Source organism: Pseudomonas sp. SID14000 (assembly GCF_002165135.1).
In the GTDB taxonomy this organism is placed as follows: Bacteria; Pseudomonadota; Gammaproteobacteria; order Pseudomonadales; family Pseudomonadaceae; genus Aquipseudomonas.
In genome coordinates this window covers 12,293-28,630 of the sequence record NZ_NFZQ01000014.1, presented here as the reverse complement: position 1 = coordinate 28,630, position 16,338 = coordinate 12,293, and the positions used below count along the sequence as shown (strand labels likewise).

Sequence of the window (16,338 nt, the reverse complement as noted above, 5' to 3'; positions counted from 1 at the left end):
GCCTGTGCCGGCCTCTTCGCGGGCAAGCCCGCGAAGAATCCAGCACCGATTAGGAACGATGCACCGGGTAAGCCGTGGTGTACTTCATCTGCTCCATGGCAAAACTGGACGTGATGTTCGACAGCCCGTCAGTACTGGTAATCAGCTTTTTATAAAACCGGTCGTACGCCGCAATATCCCCCACCACCACCCGCAGCATGTAATCCCAGTCGCCGGACATACGGTAGAACTCCATCACTTCCTCGAACCCGGTCACGGTCGCGGCAAACTGCTCCAGCCAGGCGCTGTCGTGGCGCTGGGTCTTGAGCTGGACGAACACCGTCAGCCCCAACCCCAGCCGTTCCGGGTCGAGCAGGGCGACGCGACCGACAATGTAGCCGTCTTCCTCCAGGCGCTTGACCCGCTTCCAGCACGGCGTGGTGGACAAGTTGACGGCCTCGGCCAGGTCCTTGAGCGAGATCGAGGCGTCGCGCTGAAGCAGGGTGAGAATGTGCTGGTCGAAACTGTCCATATCGCGCGTGGGCCGTGGAGAAAAATTTTTCACAGATTACCCCAAGGCCAGAAGATTTGGGTTGTGCGATAGTGGCAACTTTCATTCTGCCAATGGGCCTGACCATGTCCGACAAGCCGCGCAATTTCGCCACCCGTACCATTCACGCCGGTGAGCAGTTCAGCGTCGCCGATAACGCTATTTTTCCGGCGATCGTCACTGCCAGCTCGTTCACCAAGCGCAGCCTGGACGACAAGCCGGAATACTCCTACAGCCGCGTCGGCAACCCCACCCGGCATGCCTACGAAACCTGTGTCGCTGCCCTGGAAGAAGGGGTTGGCGCGGTCGCCTGCGCCTCGGGTGTGAACGCCACCGCCACCGTGCTGGAGCTGTTGCCCAAGGATGCCCACGTGGTGGTGATGAACGGTGTGTACGGCGGTACCTTCCGCATCCTCGAAGACTACCGCAGCCGCACCTCGGGCCTGACCACCACCTACGTCGACCTCAACGACCTCGAGGCGGTGGCTGCCGCCATCAAGCCGGAAACCCAGCTGATCTGGATCGAATCGCCGACCAACCCGCTGCTGCACCTGGTCGATATCAAGGCTGTGTGCGACCTGGCCAAGGCGCGGGGCATCCTTACCTGCATCGACAACACCTTCTGCTCGCCGTGGAACCAGCGCCCGATCACCCTGGGCGTGGACCTGGTGATGCACTCTGCCAGCAAGTACATCGGCGGCCACTCCGACCTCACCGGCGGCGTGGTGGTAGCAGCCAATGATGCGCTGTTGGCGCGCTTGCGCCGTATCAGCATGGCGATTGGTGCGGTACAGGGGCCATTCGACTGCTACCTGGCCCTGCGCGGTCTGAAGACCCTGGATGTTCGCATGGAGCGCCAATGTGCCAATGCCCTGCAGGTAGCACGTTTCCTCGAAAGCCACGCGCAGATCGAGCAGGTGTATTACCCGGGGCTGGAAAGCCACCCGCAGCATGAGCTGTGCAAACGGCAGATGCGCAGTGGCGGGGCGGTGGTGGCGATGAAGGTCAAGGGCGACCGGGCCGCGCTCAACCGGCTGGTGGAAGCGCTGCAGATCTTCGTGCTGGCCGACTCGCTAGGCGGGGTGGAGAGCATGATCAACCACTCCTGGAGCATGTCGCACTGCTCGCTGAGCCCGGAGCAGAAGGGCGTGATGGGAATCAGCGAGAACCTGCTGCGATTGTCGGTGGGGATCGAGGATTACCGTGACCTGGTCGAGGACCTGGATGGGGCGTTGAAGGCTGCGGCTGCTATGTGAGGGTTGCTGGCCTCTTCGCGGGTAAACCCGCGAAGAGGCCGGTGGATTCAATGAATTCCTGTCAGGATTTGGGCGGATGAATGATCCGTTCGATCTTGTCCTTGATCAGCAACCGTTCCTTGCGCAGGCGGTTGACGGCCTCGTCGTTGGTACCGTTGCCTTCGGCGGCGACCACCTCCTTGTCTTTTGCGTTGTATTCCTTGTGCAGTGAGTGCAGTGTCTGGTCCTTTTCCATGAGCGCCTGGAATGCATCAGCGGTAACGTGCAGGTCAGCGAGCAGATCATGCGGAACTGGCATTTCTTCACCTCTGTCGGGGTTGGCGAATGGTCCTGATCTTTGAGGATAGTCGTCTTTGCGCAGGTAGGGGGCTGGGGTAGGATGTCGCATCTCCCCGTGACCCGGAACCTGTGCCATGCCTCACCTGAACCTGGAATACAGCGGCAACCTGCGCGAGCTGAACATCGATACCTTGCTGCTGCGCCTTAACCAGGCCCTGGCCGGCAGTGGCCAGTTTCCCGACGAGGCCGACATCAAGAGCCGTGCCCAGGCCTTCGGCCAGTTTCGCCTGGGCACCGCGCCCGGCGAGCGCGCCTTTGCCCATGTGCGCCTGGCCATCCTCAGTGGGCGCTCGGCCGAGGTGAAGAGGCAACTGTCCGCCAGCCTGCTGGAAGTACTGCGTGAAGCCATTCCCGAGCAGCCCGGGCTGGACATCCAGCTGTGCGTGGAAGTGCTGGACATCGACCGCGAGCCGTACGCCAAGGCACGCCTGCCAGGCTGAACAAGCGCTACATGAACTTCTTTTAATGTTGAAAAGGCGCCCGCTCACGAATTTGTTGGCGTCTTTTTCACAAAATATTGATGGCACGCTTTCTAGAGTTCAGCCAAGTTTCCCCGGTGCCGCGCTGGCCCTTGGGCTGATAATCACTCTTGATTGCGAACGCTGATGCTCAACTTCAAATCCCTGCGGACTGAATGGGTCACGTTGCTGGCCAGCCTTTACCTGCTGATCGGCTTCAATGTCTTTCTCTGGCAGCATCTTGAACAGGTCGTGCCGCCCGGTTTGCCGGGGCTTTGGCTGAGCCTGGCGTTTGCCGTGCTGATGCTGTTCGCGTTCAACCTGATCCTTACGTTGTTCGCCTTCCGTTATATATTGAAACCGATACTTATCGTGTTGTTCATGAGTGGAGCGGGTGTGGCTTACTTCATGAACCAATACGGTGTGCTTATTGACGCGGGTATGTTTCGCAATATCGCGGAAACCAACGTGGCGGAAGTGCGTGACTTGCTTTCGTTAAAGTTTGCCTTGTATATCCTGGGCCTCGGCGTAGTACCTTCGGTACTGTTATGGAAGGCACCAATCGCCTACCGCGCCTGGCACCGTGAACTGCTCGGCAAGCTGGTGGTTGGCGGTGCCTGCGTGGTGGCACTGGGCTCGGTGGCACTGGTTAACTACCAGGGGCTGTCGTCGCTGTTTCGCAACCACCACGAACTGCGTCTGATGCTCACCCCGAGCAATATCGTGGGTGCCTCCATCGGTTATGTCAGCGAGCGCGTCGGTACCGCATCGCGGCCCTTCCAGCATTATGGCGAAGATGCCAAACGTGATGCCGCCTGGCAGAAGCATGAACGTAAGTCGCTAACGGTACTGGTGGTGGGTGAAAGTGCACGGGCAGACCACTTCGGCGTGCTCGGCTACAACCGCGATACCACGCCGAATCTTGCCAGGGAGCAGGGCTTGCTGGCGTTCTCCGATGTGCACTCCTGCGGCACGGAAACCGCCGTCTCGGTGCCGTGCATGTTCTCTGGCATGAAGCGCAAGGACTACGATGCCCGCGTGGCGAAGAACCGCGAAGGGTTGCTGGACATCCTCCAGCGTACCGGCCTGGCGGTGCAGTGGCGTGACAACCAGTCGGGCTGCAAGGGCACCTGCGACCGCGTGCAGTTCGTCGATGTCAGCAACCTGAAGGACACGCAACTGTGCGCTGAGGGTGAATGCCATGACCAGATCCTGCTGCAGGGCCTGGGTGAGCTGATCGATAACCTCGACAAGGACACCGTGCTGGTGTTGCACCAGATGGGCAGCCACGGGCCTGAATATTTCAAGCGCTACCCGGCCGCCGACCAGCGCTTTGCCCCGGTGTGCCAGAGCAACGCGCTGGACCAGTGCAGCGAGCAGGAAATCGTCAACGGCTACGACAACACCCTGGCCTATACCGACAAGGTGCTGGCCTCGCTGATCGACACCCTGCGCAGCAAGCAGGACAAGGTCGACACGGCGATGATCTACCTGTCCGACCATGGCGAGTCGCTGGGTGAGTACAACCTGTTCCTGCACGGTACGCCGTACGCCATCGCCCCCGAGCAGCAGAAGCACGTGCCGCTGCTGACCTGGTTCTCCGACAGCTACAAGGAGGACTTCGGCGTTGACACCGACTGCCTGGCCAAGCTCAGCGATGCACCGCTGTCGCAGGACAATCTGTTCCATTCGATGCTCGGCCTGTTGCAGGTGCATACCGAGGTTTACCAGCAGTCGCTGGACATGTTCGCCAGCTGCCGACCATGGCTGACCGCCAAGCGCTGAGTCTGGCTTCATGCGGTCACTGTAGGAGCAGCCTCGTGCTGCGAAGAGGCTGGTACAGCCAACACGGTACCATGATCAGTGCAGCGGCCCTTTCGCAGCACAAGGTTGCTCCTACAAAAGGCGACGGTGCGGCACCGTTTATCTATTCCAGGGATGGCGCAGGTTTCACCAGCAGTGCCCGCGCCGTATATACTGCGCGCCAATGTTAGTGGGAGAGCCTCGTGGCCATCGAAATACACTGGATCCGTGACGACCAGAGCCTGGCCGAACACTGCCGGAACTGGCACGAACTGCCCTTCGTCGCCGTCGATACCGAATTCATGCGGGTCGACACCTTCTACCCGAAAGCCGGGCTGATCCAGATCGGCGACGGCCAGCGTGCCTTCCTGATCGACCCGCTGCTGATCGGCAACTGGCAACCCTTGGCCGATCTGCTGGATGACAGCGGCGTGGTCAAGGTGCTGCATGCCTGCAGCGAAGACCTCGAAGTGTTGCTACGCCTGACCGGCAAGCTGCCACAGCCGCTGTTCGACACCCAGCTGGCCGCCGGCTACCTGAACCTGGGCTTCTCCATGGGCTATTCGCGCTTGGTGCAGGATGTACTGGGTATCGAGCTGCCCAAGGGTGAAACCCGCTCCGACTGGCTGCAGCGTCCGCTGTCCGACACCCAGGTCAGCTATGCCGCCGAGGATGCCGTGCACCTGGCCGAACTGTTCACCGTATTGCGCCCACGGCTGTCCGACGACAAGTACGCCTGGGTGCTGGAAGATGGCGCCGAGCTGGTCGCGCAGCTGCGCCGCGAAGTCGACCCCGAGAGCCTGTACCGCGACGTCAAGCTGGCCTGGAAGCTGGCCCCCCAGCAACTGGCAGTGCTGCGTGAACTGTGTGCCTGGCGCGAGCGTGAAGCACGCAACCGCGACGTGCCGCGCAACCGCATCCTCAAGGAGCACTCGCTGTGGCCCATGGCCAAGAGCCAGCCGAACAACCTGTCGGCCCTGGCCAAGATCGACGAGATGCATCCGCGCACCATTCGTCAGGACGGTGAGTTCCTCATCCAGCTGATCAAGCGTGCTGCCAGCCTGCCAGCCGAACAATGGCCACAGGCCTTGCCCGAGCCTTTGCCGATCGAGGCCGCTGGCATCCTCAAGCAGCTGCGTGCCATCGGCCAGGCCGAAGGCGAGCGTCTGGGCATTGCCCCCGAGCTGATGCTGCGCAAGAAAGCCCTGGAAGCGCTGCTCAAGAGCGGCTACCCCAATGGCCCCTATCAATTGCCCGATTCGCTGCGCGGCTGGCGCCGTGAGCGCATGGGCCAGGCCCTGCTGGACAGCCTGGCAGGCGCCGGAGAGACCCGATGAAACGCATTTGCTCTATCTACAAGAGCCCCCGCAAGAACGAAATGTACCTGTACGTACTCAAGGCTGACGGCCTGGAGCGCGTGCCCGAAGGCCTGCTGCCGTTCTTCGGCACACCCATGCATGCTTTCGACCTGGTGCTTACCCCCGAGCGCAAGCTGGCCCGCGAGGACATCGCCAAAGTACTGGAAAACCTCGACAACCAGGGCTATCACCTGCAGATGCCGCCGCCGGAAGACGACTATATCGAGCATCTGCCCGAAGAGTTGCTGCGCCGTAACGACCCGGCCTGATCATGCGAGTACTGATTGCTGAGCATGATCATGCTCGATACGCCGAGATTTTGCGCGCAGCCGCGCCTGAACTGGAAATCCTGACCAGCGGCGACTCCGCCGAACTGGCCCGCCAGGCGCCACAGTGCCCGGTGTGGCTAGGCCAGCCGGACCTGCTGGCGAGCCTGCTGCGCCAGGGCCACAAGCCGGGCTGGATGCAGTCCACCTGGGCCGGTATCACCCCGCTGCTGGCCGAGGGCCTGCCGCGTGACTATCGCCTGACCCGCGCCGTGGGCATCTTTGGCCAGGTGATGGCCGAGTACATGCTCACCTACATGCTCGGCCATGAACGCGAGGTGCTGTCGCGCCTGGTCAGTCAGGTCGAACGGCGTTGGGACGACCGCCCGGGGCGTACCCTGGAAGGGCGCAAGGTGCTGATCGTCGGCACTGGCGACATTGGCCAGCGGGTGGCCGAGTTCCTGCAGGCGTTTGGCGTGGTCCTGTATGGCGTTGCCAGCAGCGCCCGCGAGCAGGCGCCGTTCGTCGAGGTAGCGGCGTTGGCCGACCTGCCGCGCATGGTTGGCCAGGTCGACTACGTGCTCAACCTGCTGCCGGATACCCCGGCAACCCATGACCTGTATGACGCGGCGCTGTTCAAGTGCTTCAAGCCCACGGCGCTGTTCATCAATGCCGGGCGTGGTGTGGCGGTGGTCGACGCGGACCTGGTCGAGGCACTGAAGGAAGGGCACCTGGCGGGCGCGGTGATCGATGTGTGCCGGCAGGAGCCGCTGCCCAGGCAGCACCCGTTCTGGACGGCGTGGGGGTTGCTGCTGACCGGGCACAGCTCGGCGCCCACCTCGCCGGCGGCGATGGTGCGGTTATTTGTCGAGAATGTGCGGGCGTATGTGGCGGGGCAGGAGTTGCGTGGGGAAGTGGACTTCGCCCGGGGCTATTGATTTCTGTTGCCTGTACCGGCCTCTTCGCAGCACAAGGCTGCTCCTACAGGATTTCCACTGCGCTGTAGGAGCAGCCTTGTGCTGCGAAGAGGCCTGTTCAGCCAATAAAAGGCTTACAGGCTGAAATCACCTTCGGCAGCCAGTTCGCTCAGTGGCTTGCGCGGGCTGGGCACTTCACGCGCCTGCAGTGCCTCGGTCAGGCTGGCCTTGTCACCCAGTTTGCCGATCGCCACCATGGCATGCAGCACGTAGCCCTCAGGCACCTTCAGCTCCTGACGCGCCAGCGCCTGGTCGAAACCGGCCATGCCGTGGGTGTGCCAGCCGCTGATGCTGGCTTGCAGGGCCAGGTGCCCCCAGGCGGAGCCTGTATCGAAGGTGTGCCACAGCGCCGGTTTTTCTTCCGTGGTGCCCGGGGCGGTGAATGTGGTCTTGGAAATGACCAGCACCAGCGCCGAAGCCTGTTGCGCCCAGCTGCGGTTGGCTGGCACCAGCAGGTTCAGGTAACGCTCCCAGTTCGGCGTGTCACGGCGGGCGTAGAGGAAGCGCCAAGGTTGCGAGTTGTTCGCCGACGGCGCCCAGCGCGCGGCTTCGAGGAAGCTCAGCAGGGTCTCTTCGCTGATCGGTTCGGCAGTGAAGGCGCGGGGCGACCAGCGGTTGATGAACTGCTCGTTGATGGCGTAATCGGCAATGCGAGGGTTGGCGCTCATGGCGGCTCCTGCAAAAGGACGGGAAACGCGCACGCTACTGCCTCGCGTCGTGACTGACAAGCGGTCTGGCTTTGCCGAAGGCCAGGCTCTAGACTGGCGCCGCCGCGCGCCGTGGCCCCAAGATGAATGCAGGAAACCCGTGTCATGATCGCTGAAAACGCGCCGTTCTGGCGGCGCAAGACCCTCGAGCAACTCAGCCCGCAAGAGTGGGAGTCGCTGTGTGACGGCTGCGGCCTGTGCTGCCTGCAAAAGCTCGAGGACGAGGACGACAACAGCGTCTACTACACGCGCATCGCCTGCAAGCTGCTGGATCTGGACACCTGCCAGTGCAGCGATTACCCCAACCGCTTCGCCCATGTACCTGACTGCATCCAGCTCACTCCGGGCAAGGCCGACCAGTTCAAGTGGCTGCCGAGCACCTGTGGCTACCGCCTGGTCAGCGAGGGCAAGGACCTGCCGGCCTGGCACCACCTGGTCTGCGGCGATCGCCAGCAGGTCCATGAACAGCGCATCTCCCAGTCGGGGCGCATGCTCAGTGAGCACGATGTGCACGAAGACGACTGGGAAGACCACCTGATCTTCCGCGCCAGCTGACCGGCGCGGCCCGCTGCCACGGGAAACAAGGAGTTTCTGTATGCGTTGCCAGCTGTTGTTGCTGTTGGGCCTGATGGCCAGTTCGCCGGCCTGGGCGAAAAAGGTCGACCTCGACTATCAGGTGCGCCTGTTACCGGCCAGCGGCCAGGCGGAAGTCCGCCTCACCTTTGCCGAAGGCAGTGCCGTGCGCAGCCTGGACTTTGACCTGGGCAAGGCCGGGGCCTATAGCGGCTTCCAGGCTGATGGCCAATGGCATCTGCAAGGCCAGCGCGGCGTGTGGCAACCGGCGGCCGGCAAGACCAGCCTCAGCTACCGCGTGCAACTGGACCAGAAGCGCGGCAGCGGCGCCTATTCGTCGCGCATCACCCCGCATTGGGCGCTGTTCCTCGGTGACCAGCTGGTACCGCCTGCGCGCCTCGACCAGCAGGATGGCACCGAGCTGGTGGCGCGTCTGGCGTTCGACCTGCCCGAGGGCTGGAAGAGCATCGAGACCTCCTGGCCGCGCATCGGCAAGGACAAGTTCCGCATCGACAACGTTTCGCGCCTGTTCGATCGCCCCACTGGCTGGATGCTCGCCGGTGACCTGGGTAGCCGCCGCGCCCGCCTGGGCGAAACCGAGGTGACTGTGGCCGCCCCGGTGGGGCAGGGTATGCGGCGCATGGACAACCTGACCTTGCTGACCTTTGTCTGGCCGCAATTGCAGGCGGTATTCCCGCGTAACCCGCCGAAGCTGCTGTTGGTCGGTGCCCGCGACGGCATGTGGCGAGGGGCGATGGCCGCACAGGGCTCGCTGTACCTGCACAGTGCCCGGCCGATGGTCAGCGAGAATGGCAGCAGCCCGTTGCTGCGCGAAGTGGTGCAACTGTTTGCACAGATCCATGGGCGTGACGGCAGTGACTGGCTGGTAGAGAGCCTGACTGACTACTACGCCAGCGAGTTGCTGCGCCGCTCGGGCGGGGTGAGTGATGACCGTTACCAGGCCTGGCAGGCGCGCCTGAGCAAGCAGGGCGCCAAAGTCACCCGGCTCAAGGGCGAGCATGCCACCCCGGCGCAGGTGGCGCGCGGGGTGATGTTGCTTCAGGCGCTGGACAAGGAAATCCGCATCCACACCCAGGCCAAACGCTCGCTGGACGATGTGGCACGCGGGCTGATGCGCCTGCCCAGTGTCAGCACGGAGGACTTCGTGCAGATCAGCGAGAACGTGCTGGGGCGGCGCTCCGAGGTGTTGCAGAGCAAGGCGTTGCGCTAGCCATCTCTGTACCTGTGCCGGCCTCTTCGCGGGTGAACCCGCTCCCACAGGGCATGCACAGTCTGTGGGAGCGGGTTCACCCGCGAAAAGGCCGGTCCTGCTGCCGCAGTGGCGGCCTTTTTACTACTTGAACCTTGGCCCCGAACGGGTATTCAGCCCCTTGGCCATGCGGTCGTACAGCACTACATTCACCGTCGCCGCCAGGTTCATGCAGCCCTCGGTCGGAATGTAGATGGTCTCTTCGCACCACGCCCGCACATCGGCACTGAGGCTGCCGTCTTCCGGCCCGAAGATGTAGATGGCCCGGTCCGGGTGGGTGTATTCCGGCAATGGCCGCGCACCCTCCACCAACTCCACTGCCACTGGCGTGCAGCCCAGCGGGATGATGCGTTGCAGGTCATCGATGCCGATCAGTGGGATATCGTAGTGCACACGCTTGGTGTCGGTGACGAAGTCACGGGCGCGTTCGTAGCGTTTGCCGGTGTAGAACACCGAGTTGACGCCGTAGCAACCCGCGGCGCGCATCACCGAACCGACGTTTTCTGCCGACTTGGGGTTGAACAGGCCGATGCAGCTGTATCGTTTGTTTGCCACGTACCGGGGCCCTTCGCGAAAAAAGCGCAATTATACGGGCTGCCCGGTAGCAGCGGGGGGAATCGATGGTCAGTCTTTCTTCAGCATGCCCGCCAGCCCGGCGAACGGGTTGTGTGTGGCCTTGGCGATGCTCGGGGTGCTGGTGGAGCCTTCGCTGAAGTATTGCTGGTCGGTGTAGCGCGAGTGCTCGTTGTCGTGGCAGTACAGGCACAACAGTTCCCAGTTGGAGCCGTCCTGTGGGTTGTTGTCGTGGTTGTGGTCGCGGTGGTGCACGGTCAGCTCGCTCAGGCGCTTGCCGGAGAACTCGCGGGCGCAGCGGCCGCAGACGTGCGGGTACATTTTCAGGGCCTTGTCGCGGTAGCCCATTTCCTTGTCGCGCTTGGCATCGGCCAGGATGCGGTCCAGGCGCGCGGTGGCGGCGGCGGAAGAGGTGGAGCTCATGGTGTTTCCTTTGTTCTGATCAGGCAAATGACGGTTATGCCATTGAGTCTAGCGCGCTTGCGGGGCCGGCGGACAGGCGAAAGCTTCGATTTAGGCGTAGCCTGTAGGAAGGTTCCCGACAGGAGGTTGCTGATGTTTCGCGCGATCCTCGCTGTGCTGTTGTTGGCCGGCCTGCCCATGGCTGAAGCCGCCAGCACGCCACCCCGGTTGACCACGCCGGTGCCCGGTGCACCGGGTACGCCGACGCCCACGCCATACCCGCAGATTACCCCGAGTACGCCGCCCAAAGCCTATGACAACCAGCCTGGAGCACCACTGCTACCGCCGATGCCGGTGCCCGGGCCACCGAAGGACCAGCCATTGCCGGGGTTGCGCCAGGACCCGCCGAAGCCGCCGGTGCAGGATGATTGACTGAGAGGGCTGTGTTGGCTGTGCGATCCTGGGGCTGCTTTGCAGCCCATCGCGACACAAGGCCGCCCCCACAGGGATCGCGCAGGATTCAGGGCATGCGCGATCCCTGTGGGAGCGGCCTTGTGTCGCGAAAGGGGCGCAAAGCGCCCCCAGATAACTCAAACGATACCTAGCTCGCTGAATACGAACGCATACTCAAGGGCCACATCCTTCAGCCCCTGATATCGCCCGCTCATCCCGCCATGCCCAGCCCCCATCTCGGTCTTGAGCAGCAGTGGGTTGCCGTCGGTCTTGCGCGTGCGTAGCCGCGCCACCCACTTGGCCGCTTCCCAGTACTGCACGCGGCTGTCGTTGTAGCCCGCCACCACCAGCATCGCCGGGTAGGCCTGTTCCTTCACGTTCTCGTACGGCGCGTAGGCCTTGATCCGCTCATACACCTCCGGCTCTTCAGGGTTGCCCCATTCGTCGTACTCGGTCACGGTCAGCGGCAGCTCGGGGTCGAGCATGGTGTTCAACACGTCGACGAACGGCACTTCGGCAATCGCACAGCGAAACAGCTCGGGACGCAGGTTGAGCACCGTGCCGATCAGCAGGCCACCGGCGCTGCCGCCACTGATGGCCAGGCGGTCGGCAGCCGTCACACCCTCGGCGATCAGGTGCTCGGCACAGGCGATGAAATCACTGAAGGTGTTGTGCTTGTGTTCCTGCTTGCCGGCGCGGTACCAGGCTTCGCCCAGTTCACCGCCGCCACGCACATGGGCAATGGCGAAGGCCACGCCTCGCTGCAGCAGGCTCAGGCGCGCATGCGAGAACCACGGGTCGAGGCTTTCGCCATAGGCGCCGTAGCCATACAGGTACAGCGGCACGGTCCGGCCAAGGTCCTGGCGGCGACGTACCAGGCTGATCGGCACCTGGGTGCCGTCCGCTGCCGTGGCCCAAAGGCGCTCGCTGACATAGTCGTCGGCATCGAACGGGCCCAGCACCGGGGTTTGCTTGAGTACCGCCTGGGCACCGCTGGCCAGCTCCAGCTGACGCACCTGGGCGGGGCGGTTGAGTGCTTCGTAGCGCAGGCGCAGGCGTGGGCTGGCGAACTCCAGGCTGTCCTGCACGTACAGGCTATAAGCGGCGTCGGGCAGCTCGACGCGGTAGGCCGGCAGGCCCTGCGGGTGTACCTCGATGATCGGCAGGCCGCCTTCGCGCAGGCTCAGGGTCAGCGCGCCGGCATTCAGGCTGAGGCCTTCGAGCATGATCGCGTCGCGGTGTGCTACCAGTACCTGCCATTGCTCACGGCTGGGCACTGGTGTGACCGGGGCGTGGTACAGGGCGAAGTTGATGCCGTCCTGGTTGGTGCGGATGAACCAGCGCCACTGGCCGTCGAGCTGACCGTGGTCGGGGAAGTACTCGTGACCTTCGACGCGTGGCGCCAGGCAGGTGAACGACGCCTGCGGGGTTTCTGCGTCCAGCACCCAGGCTTCGCTGGTGGTCTTGCTGTTGAGCAGCAGCACCAACTGGCGCTCGGAGCTGGTGCGGTAGCAGTGCAGGAAGAAGCGCCCATCGGGCTCCTCGAACACGGTCTGCGCGCCTTCGTTGCCCAGGGTGTGGCGACGCAGGCGCCACGGGCGGTGGGTGTCGTCCAGTTCGGCGAAGAACAGCGTCTGGCTGTCGTTGGCCCAGGTCAGGCTGCCGTCGCAGTCGTCGAAGGGCAGGGTGGTGACGCTGCCATCGGCCAGGTCCTTGACGTACAGGGTGAAGATTTCGTCGCCGCTGGTGTCGAGGCTGTAGGCCAGCAGGCGGTGGTCGGGGCTGACGTTGAATGCGCCGAGTGACAGGAAGCCGCCGTTGGCCAGGGCGTTGGGGTCGAGTAGCAGTTGCTCCCGGCTTTCATCGACCGTGTTGGAGTCATCGGCAGGGCGCGGGCAGCGGTAGTGGCGCGGGTACTCGTCACCAGCGGTGGTGCGGGTGTAGTACAGGTAGGGGCCCCAGGGCGCCGGCAGCGACAGGTCGGTTTCCAGGATGCGGCCCTTGATCTCTTCGAACAGTTGCTCGCGCAGCGGCGCCTGGTCGGCCAGGCAGGCTTCCTGGTAGGCGTTCTCGGCCTGCAGGTAGGCAAGCACCTCGGGGGTGTCGCGCTGTTGCAGCCAGGCGTATGGGTCGGCGGTATGGGCCTGGTGGGCAATCGGGGGTTGGGGCTTGGTTGGCATTGAGGATCTCTTGATTGGGGGGCCTGTACCGGCCTCTTCGCGGGTAAACCCGCTCCCACAGGAACACCACAGCTCTTGAAAGCTGTGCGGTCCCTGTGGGAGCGGGTTTACCCGCGAAGAGGCCGGCACAGGCAAACACTGTCTGCGCCCGGAAAAGTGTTTATCATAGGCATCTCTTTGCCTGGCTTGCACGAACACCATGACCGAGAACGACTACACCCTCGCCTGGGGCCTATACGCCATTGCCGCCCTGGGCTGCCTGCTGGTGGGCTTCAAGCTCACCGGCTGGATGTGGCGCTGGCTGCGCGAACCGCTGCGGGTGGTGCTGGCGGTGCTGCTGCTGACCCCGACCATCGTCGACCCGGCCAAGGACAGCTTCGCCCCGGCCATTGCCATCACTGCTCTGGATGTCGCCTTCAAGGTCGGCAACAACGCCTGGCGCGCGGTATCCGACTTCGCCATGTACGGTATGGGCGCCTTTTCCTTGTATTTCCTCTTCGTACTGCTGCGCTTTCCGCTGGAAAAACGCGCCCGTGAGCGCCGCGTACAGGCTGAGGCTGCTGCCCGGCGCCAGGCTGCCGAAGATGACCAGCTCGTAGACCAGGCCCCCCTGGCCGCCGAGCGCCGCGACCGTTACCGTGATGCGCCACCTCCAGGCGCCCCGGCCACCCTCCGTGGCGGTGGCCGGGTAGAGCCCCGTCTGTAAGCGGAGACATCTATGTGCGAACTGCTGGGCATGAGTGCCAACGTCCCCACCGATATCGTCTTCAGCTTCACCGGCCTGATGCAGCGTGGTGGCCGTACCGGCCCGCACCGTGACGGCTGGGGCATCGGCTTCTACGAAGGCCGTGGCCTGCGCCTGTTCCAGGACCCGGCCGCCAGCAGCGAGTCGGAAGTGGCCAACCTGGTGCAGCGCTACCCGATCAAGAGCGAAGTGGTCATCGGCCACATCCGCCAGGCCAACGTCGGCAAGGTGTGTCTGGCCAATACCCACCCCTTCGTACGGGAAATGTGGGGCCGCAACTGGTGCTTCGCGCACAACGGCCAACTGGGCGACTTCAAGGGGCAGGCCAGTTTCTACCGGCCGGTGGGCGACACCGACAGCGAGGCGGCCTTCTGCGACCTGCTCAACCGCATCCGTAGCGCCTTCCCAGAGCCCGTGCCGGTGGAACAGCTGCTGCCGGTGCTGGTCGATGCCTGTGCCGGTTACCGTGGCCAGGGCGTGTTCAACTGCATGCTCAGCGACGGTGACTGGCTGTTCTGCTTCTGTTCTACCAAGCTGGTGCACATCACCCGCCGTGCACCCTTTGGTGCGGCGCGGTTGAAGGATGTCGACCTGATCGTCGATTTCCACACCGAAACCACCCCCAACGACGTGGTCACGGTGATCGCCACCGAAGCCCTGACCGAGAACGAGACCTGGCAGCGCTACGAGCCGGGGCAGTGGGCCCTGTGGCGGCACGGCGAGTGCGTGGCGCACGGCCAGAGCTAAGGACGCGGCATGTTCAGAAGTTACCTGCGGTTGCTACTGTTCACTTTCGGCCTGTTGGCCGGTATCCAGGTCCCGGGGCTGGTCAAGGACTACAGCCAGCGGGTAGAGGCGCACCTGTTCGAATCGCGTGAGGCGCTCGACGGCTTCCGGCAGACCGCCGAACGCTTCTTCAATGGCGACCTGCAGGCGCTGCTGCGGCATTACCGCAGTAGCGACGACCCGGTGTTCCTCAGTGACGCCAACAGCATCGAAAGCCTGATGATCCGCAACGAACTGCTGGAAAACGAATGGCAGGCGCTGCAAGGGCCATGGGTGCAGCGTACCTGGCATGTGCTGGTGCAGGCGGACTCGCAGTTGCGCGAAGAAACCCTCAATGGCTACAGCTACCAGATCCTGCTGGTGCCCGAGGCGGTTGGCTGGGGGCTTGGTGCAGGGTTTGTGCTGGCCTTCGTGGTCGAGAGCCTGCTGCTGGGGATTGGCTGGGTGATCCTGGGTGGGCGGCGTGGGGCGGTGAAAGAGAGCTGGCGCTGATTTTTGCTGTGCCTGTGCCGGCCCTTTCGCGGGTGAACCCGCTCCCACAGGTACTGCGCAGCCCTCAAGACCTGTGGTGACTCTGTGGGAGCGGGTTTACCCGCGAAGAGGCCAGCACAGGCACTGCAAATCTGTCAGACCAACACAATCCGCTGCCCACCCACATCCCGCGCATACCGCTCCAGCACCTGCCGGCAAACCCCGACCACTTCATCCACCAACGCCACCCCGGTCTGCCAGGCCACCACCAGCTCCAGGCTGGGCGGCGGTTGCAGCCCCTGCAGCAATACCAGCTCACCCCGGCTCAACTCGGCATCCACCAGCGCCGGTGGCAACGCACCAATGCCAAACCCGTCGCGCAACAGCCGGGTAATCGCCGCCACCGAGTTCACGCAGTTCAGCCGCGGCGTTTCGGCCCCGGCACTCAGCAGCAGGCTCAGCACTTCCTGGTGCGGCCGCGAGTTCTTCGAGAAGGTGATGATCCGCTCACGCCCAAGCTCGGCCAGTGAGGTGTAGTCGCGGTGCTGGTGCGAACCGGCGGCCACCACCCAACCCATCGGGTAACGCGCCAGGTCCAGGCTGCGGATCGACTGCTCACGCAGCAGGTCGGTCTGCAGGATCACGTCGAGAAAGCCCTTCTGCAATTGCTCGCGAAGGTTCAGCGCAGTGTCGGCCACCAGTTCGATCTCCACCTGCGGGTAACGCTCGGTCAGCTCCGCCACCAGCGCGCTCATCCAGGTGTGGATCACCGTGTCCATCACCCCGATACGGATACGCCCGACCTTGGTCCGGTCGCTGTCCAGCGACTGTTTCATGGCCTTGGCGGTTTCCAGCATGCGCTCGGCATACTCCAGTACCTTGCCGCCCTCCGGGGTCAGGCTGACACCGCGTGAATCGCGCAGCAGCAGCTTCACGCCCAGGTCGGCCTCCAGCGCGGCAATGCGGCTGGACACCGAGGCCTGGGTGGTGAACAGCTTTTCCGCGGTCAGACGGAAGCTCTTGAGCCGGGCGACCCAGACGAAGGTTTCGAGGAAGCGAAGGTTCATGATCAGTTTTTCTTGTTCCAGACCGGCGGTTTTTCTCGTTGGACGCAGGTGGTGCGGCCTTTGAACAATGACAGCCAGGCCGCGACCCTTTGTCGCCCATAAAACAATACCAACAAGCCGAGGCA

The 16,338-nt window shown here is 63.6% G+C and carries 19 protein-coding genes; 12 read left to right on the top strand and 7 right to left on the bottom strand.

What is annotated here, in order from left to right; all coding sequences use genetic code 11:
- Nucleotides 1-49: 49 nt before the first annotated feature.
- Nucleotides 50-511: an Lrp/AsnC family transcriptional regulator gene (locus tag CAY82_RS20375; protein ID WP_039613985.1), complete on the bottom strand. Its 462-nt coding sequence runs from the start codon at nt 509-511 to the stop codon at nt 50-52.
- Nucleotides 512-603: 92 nt separating this feature from the next.
- Here CAY82_RS20375 and CAY82_RS20370 point away from each other — a divergent pair, with 92 nt between their 5' ends.
- Nucleotides 604-1,785: a PLP-dependent aspartate aminotransferase family protein gene (locus tag CAY82_RS20370; protein ID WP_087502805.1), complete on the top strand. Its 1,182-nt coding sequence runs from the start codon at nt 604-606 to the stop codon at nt 1,783-1,785.
- Between the two features lie 61 nt (nt 1,786-1,846).
- Here the strand turns inward: CAY82_RS20370 and CAY82_RS20365 are convergent, their stop codons facing one another.
- Entirely contained in the window at nt 1,847-2,083 is a 237-nt protein-coding gene (locus tag CAY82_RS20365; RefSeq protein WP_087502804.1) for a YdcH family protein, read from the bottom strand.
- 115 nt (nt 2,084-2,198) lie between these two features.
- Between CAY82_RS20365 and CAY82_RS20360 the strand changes: the two genes are divergently transcribed.
- From CAY82_RS20360 to CAY82_RS20340, 5 genes are all read left to right on the top strand, one after another.
- Complete coding sequence (locus CAY82_RS20360) at nt 2,199-2,564, top strand: 5-carboxymethyl-2-hydroxymuconate Delta-isomerase (protein ID WP_087502803.1); 366 nt, start codon at nt 2,199-2,201, stop codon at nt 2,562-2,564.
- 165 nt (nt 2,565-2,729) lie between these two features.
- Complete coding sequence (locus CAY82_RS20355) at nt 2,730-4,367, top strand: phosphoethanolamine transferase (protein WP_087502802.1); 1,638 nt, start codon at nt 2,730-2,732, stop codon at nt 4,365-4,367.
- 221 nt (nt 4,368-4,588) lie between these two features.
- Nucleotides 4,589-5,722, top strand: coding sequence for a ribonuclease D (gene rnd, locus CAY82_RS20350; protein WP_087502801.1), 1,134 nt, complete (start codon nt 4,589-4,591; stop codon nt 5,720-5,722).
- Nucleotides 5,719-6,012, top strand: coding sequence for a YcgL domain-containing protein (locus CAY82_RS20345; RefSeq protein WP_063912980.1), 294 nt, complete (start codon nt 5,719-5,721; stop codon nt 6,010-6,012). Before rnd ends, CAY82_RS20345 begins: the two co-directional genes overlap by 4 nt.
- Nucleotides 6,013-6,014: 2 nt before the next feature.
- Complete coding sequence (locus CAY82_RS20340) at nt 6,015-6,947, top strand: D-2-hydroxyacid dehydrogenase (protein ID WP_087502800.1); 933 nt, start codon at nt 6,015-6,017, stop codon at nt 6,945-6,947.
- 113 nt (nt 6,948-7,060) lie between these two features.
- Here the strand turns inward: CAY82_RS20340 and CAY82_RS20335 are convergent, their stop codons facing one another.
- The gene (locus tag CAY82_RS20335; RefSeq protein ID WP_087502799.1) at nt 7,061-7,654 is read right to left on the bottom strand and encodes a nitroreductase family protein; all 594 of its coding nucleotides are present in this window, start codon (nt 7,652-7,654) and stop codon (nt 7,061-7,063) included.
- Nucleotides 7,655-7,798: 144 nt separating this feature from the next.
- On the opposite strand from CAY82_RS20335, the gene CAY82_RS20330 reads away from it, so the two are divergent.
- Together CAY82_RS20330 and CAY82_RS20325 are read left to right on the top strand one after the other, a co-directional pair.
- Nucleotides 7,799-8,248: a YcgN family cysteine cluster protein gene (locus CAY82_RS20330; protein ID WP_087502798.1), complete on the top strand. Its 450-nt coding sequence runs from the start codon at nt 7,799-7,801 to the stop codon at nt 8,246-8,248.
- A 40-nt stretch (nt 8,249-8,288) separates the two neighbouring features.
- Nucleotides 8,289-9,497, top strand: coding sequence for a hypothetical protein (locus CAY82_RS20325; RefSeq protein WP_087502797.1), 1,209 nt, complete (start codon nt 8,289-8,291; stop codon nt 9,495-9,497).
- Between the two features lie 123 nt (nt 9,498-9,620).
- On the opposite strand, the gene CAY82_RS20320 is transcribed toward CAY82_RS20325, so the two are convergent.
- Nucleotides 9,621-10,091, bottom strand: a complete 471-nt coding sequence (locus tag CAY82_RS20320; RefSeq protein ID WP_015271348.1) for an RNA methyltransferase — start codon at nt 10,089-10,091, stop codon at nt 9,621-9,623.
- Nucleotides 10,092-10,160: 69 nt separating this feature from the next.
- Nucleotides 10,161-10,532, bottom strand: coding sequence for a YajD family HNH nuclease (locus CAY82_RS20315; RefSeq protein WP_003259546.1), 372 nt, complete (start codon nt 10,530-10,532; stop codon nt 10,161-10,163).
- A gap of 132 nt (nt 10,533-10,664) precedes the next feature.
- Between CAY82_RS20315 and CAY82_RS20310 the strand changes: the two genes are divergently transcribed.
- Complete coding sequence (locus CAY82_RS20310; RefSeq protein ID WP_087502796.1) at nt 10,665-10,943, top strand: hypothetical protein; 279 nt, start codon at nt 10,665-10,667, stop codon at nt 10,941-10,943.
- A gap of 158 nt (nt 10,944-11,101) precedes the next feature.
- Here CAY82_RS20310 and CAY82_RS20305 read toward each other — a convergent pair whose 3' ends face one another.
- Nucleotides 11,102-13,144 (bottom strand): S9 family peptidase, encoded by a 2,043-nt coding sequence (locus tag CAY82_RS20305; protein ID WP_087502795.1) that lies wholly within the window; start codon nt 13,142-13,144, stop codon nt 11,102-11,104.
- A 199-nt stretch (nt 13,145-13,343) separates the two neighbouring features.
- Between CAY82_RS20305 and CAY82_RS20300 the strand changes: the two genes are divergently transcribed.
- The 3 genes from CAY82_RS20300 to CAY82_RS20290 are packed head-to-tail and all read left to right on the top strand — an operon-like array spanning nt 13,344 to nt 15,167.
- Nucleotides 13,344-13,850, top strand: coding sequence for an MFS transporter (locus CAY82_RS20300; RefSeq protein ID WP_087502794.1), 507 nt, complete (start codon nt 13,344-13,346; stop codon nt 13,848-13,850).
- A 12-nt stretch (nt 13,851-13,862) separates the two neighbouring features.
- Nucleotides 13,863-14,636 carry a class II glutamine amidotransferase gene (locus tag CAY82_RS20295; protein ID WP_087502793.1) on the top strand — a complete coding sequence of 258 codons (774 nt, stop codon included), beginning with the start codon at nt 13,863-13,865 and terminating at the stop codon, nt 14,634-14,636.
- Nucleotides 14,637-14,645: 9 nt separating this feature from the next.
- Nucleotides 14,646-15,167: a DUF2937 family protein gene (locus CAY82_RS20290; RefSeq protein WP_087502792.1), complete on the top strand. Its 522-nt coding sequence runs from the start codon at nt 14,646-14,648 to the stop codon at nt 15,165-15,167.
- Between the two features lie 134 nt (nt 15,168-15,301).
- Here the strand turns inward: CAY82_RS20290 and CAY82_RS20285 are convergent, their stop codons facing one another.
- On the bottom strand, nt 15,302-16,213 hold the full coding sequence (locus CAY82_RS20285; RefSeq protein WP_087502791.1) for a LysR family transcriptional regulator: 912 nt from the start codon (nt 16,211-16,213) through the stop codon (nt 15,302-15,304).
- Nucleotides 16,214-16,338: the final 125 nt, after the last annotated feature.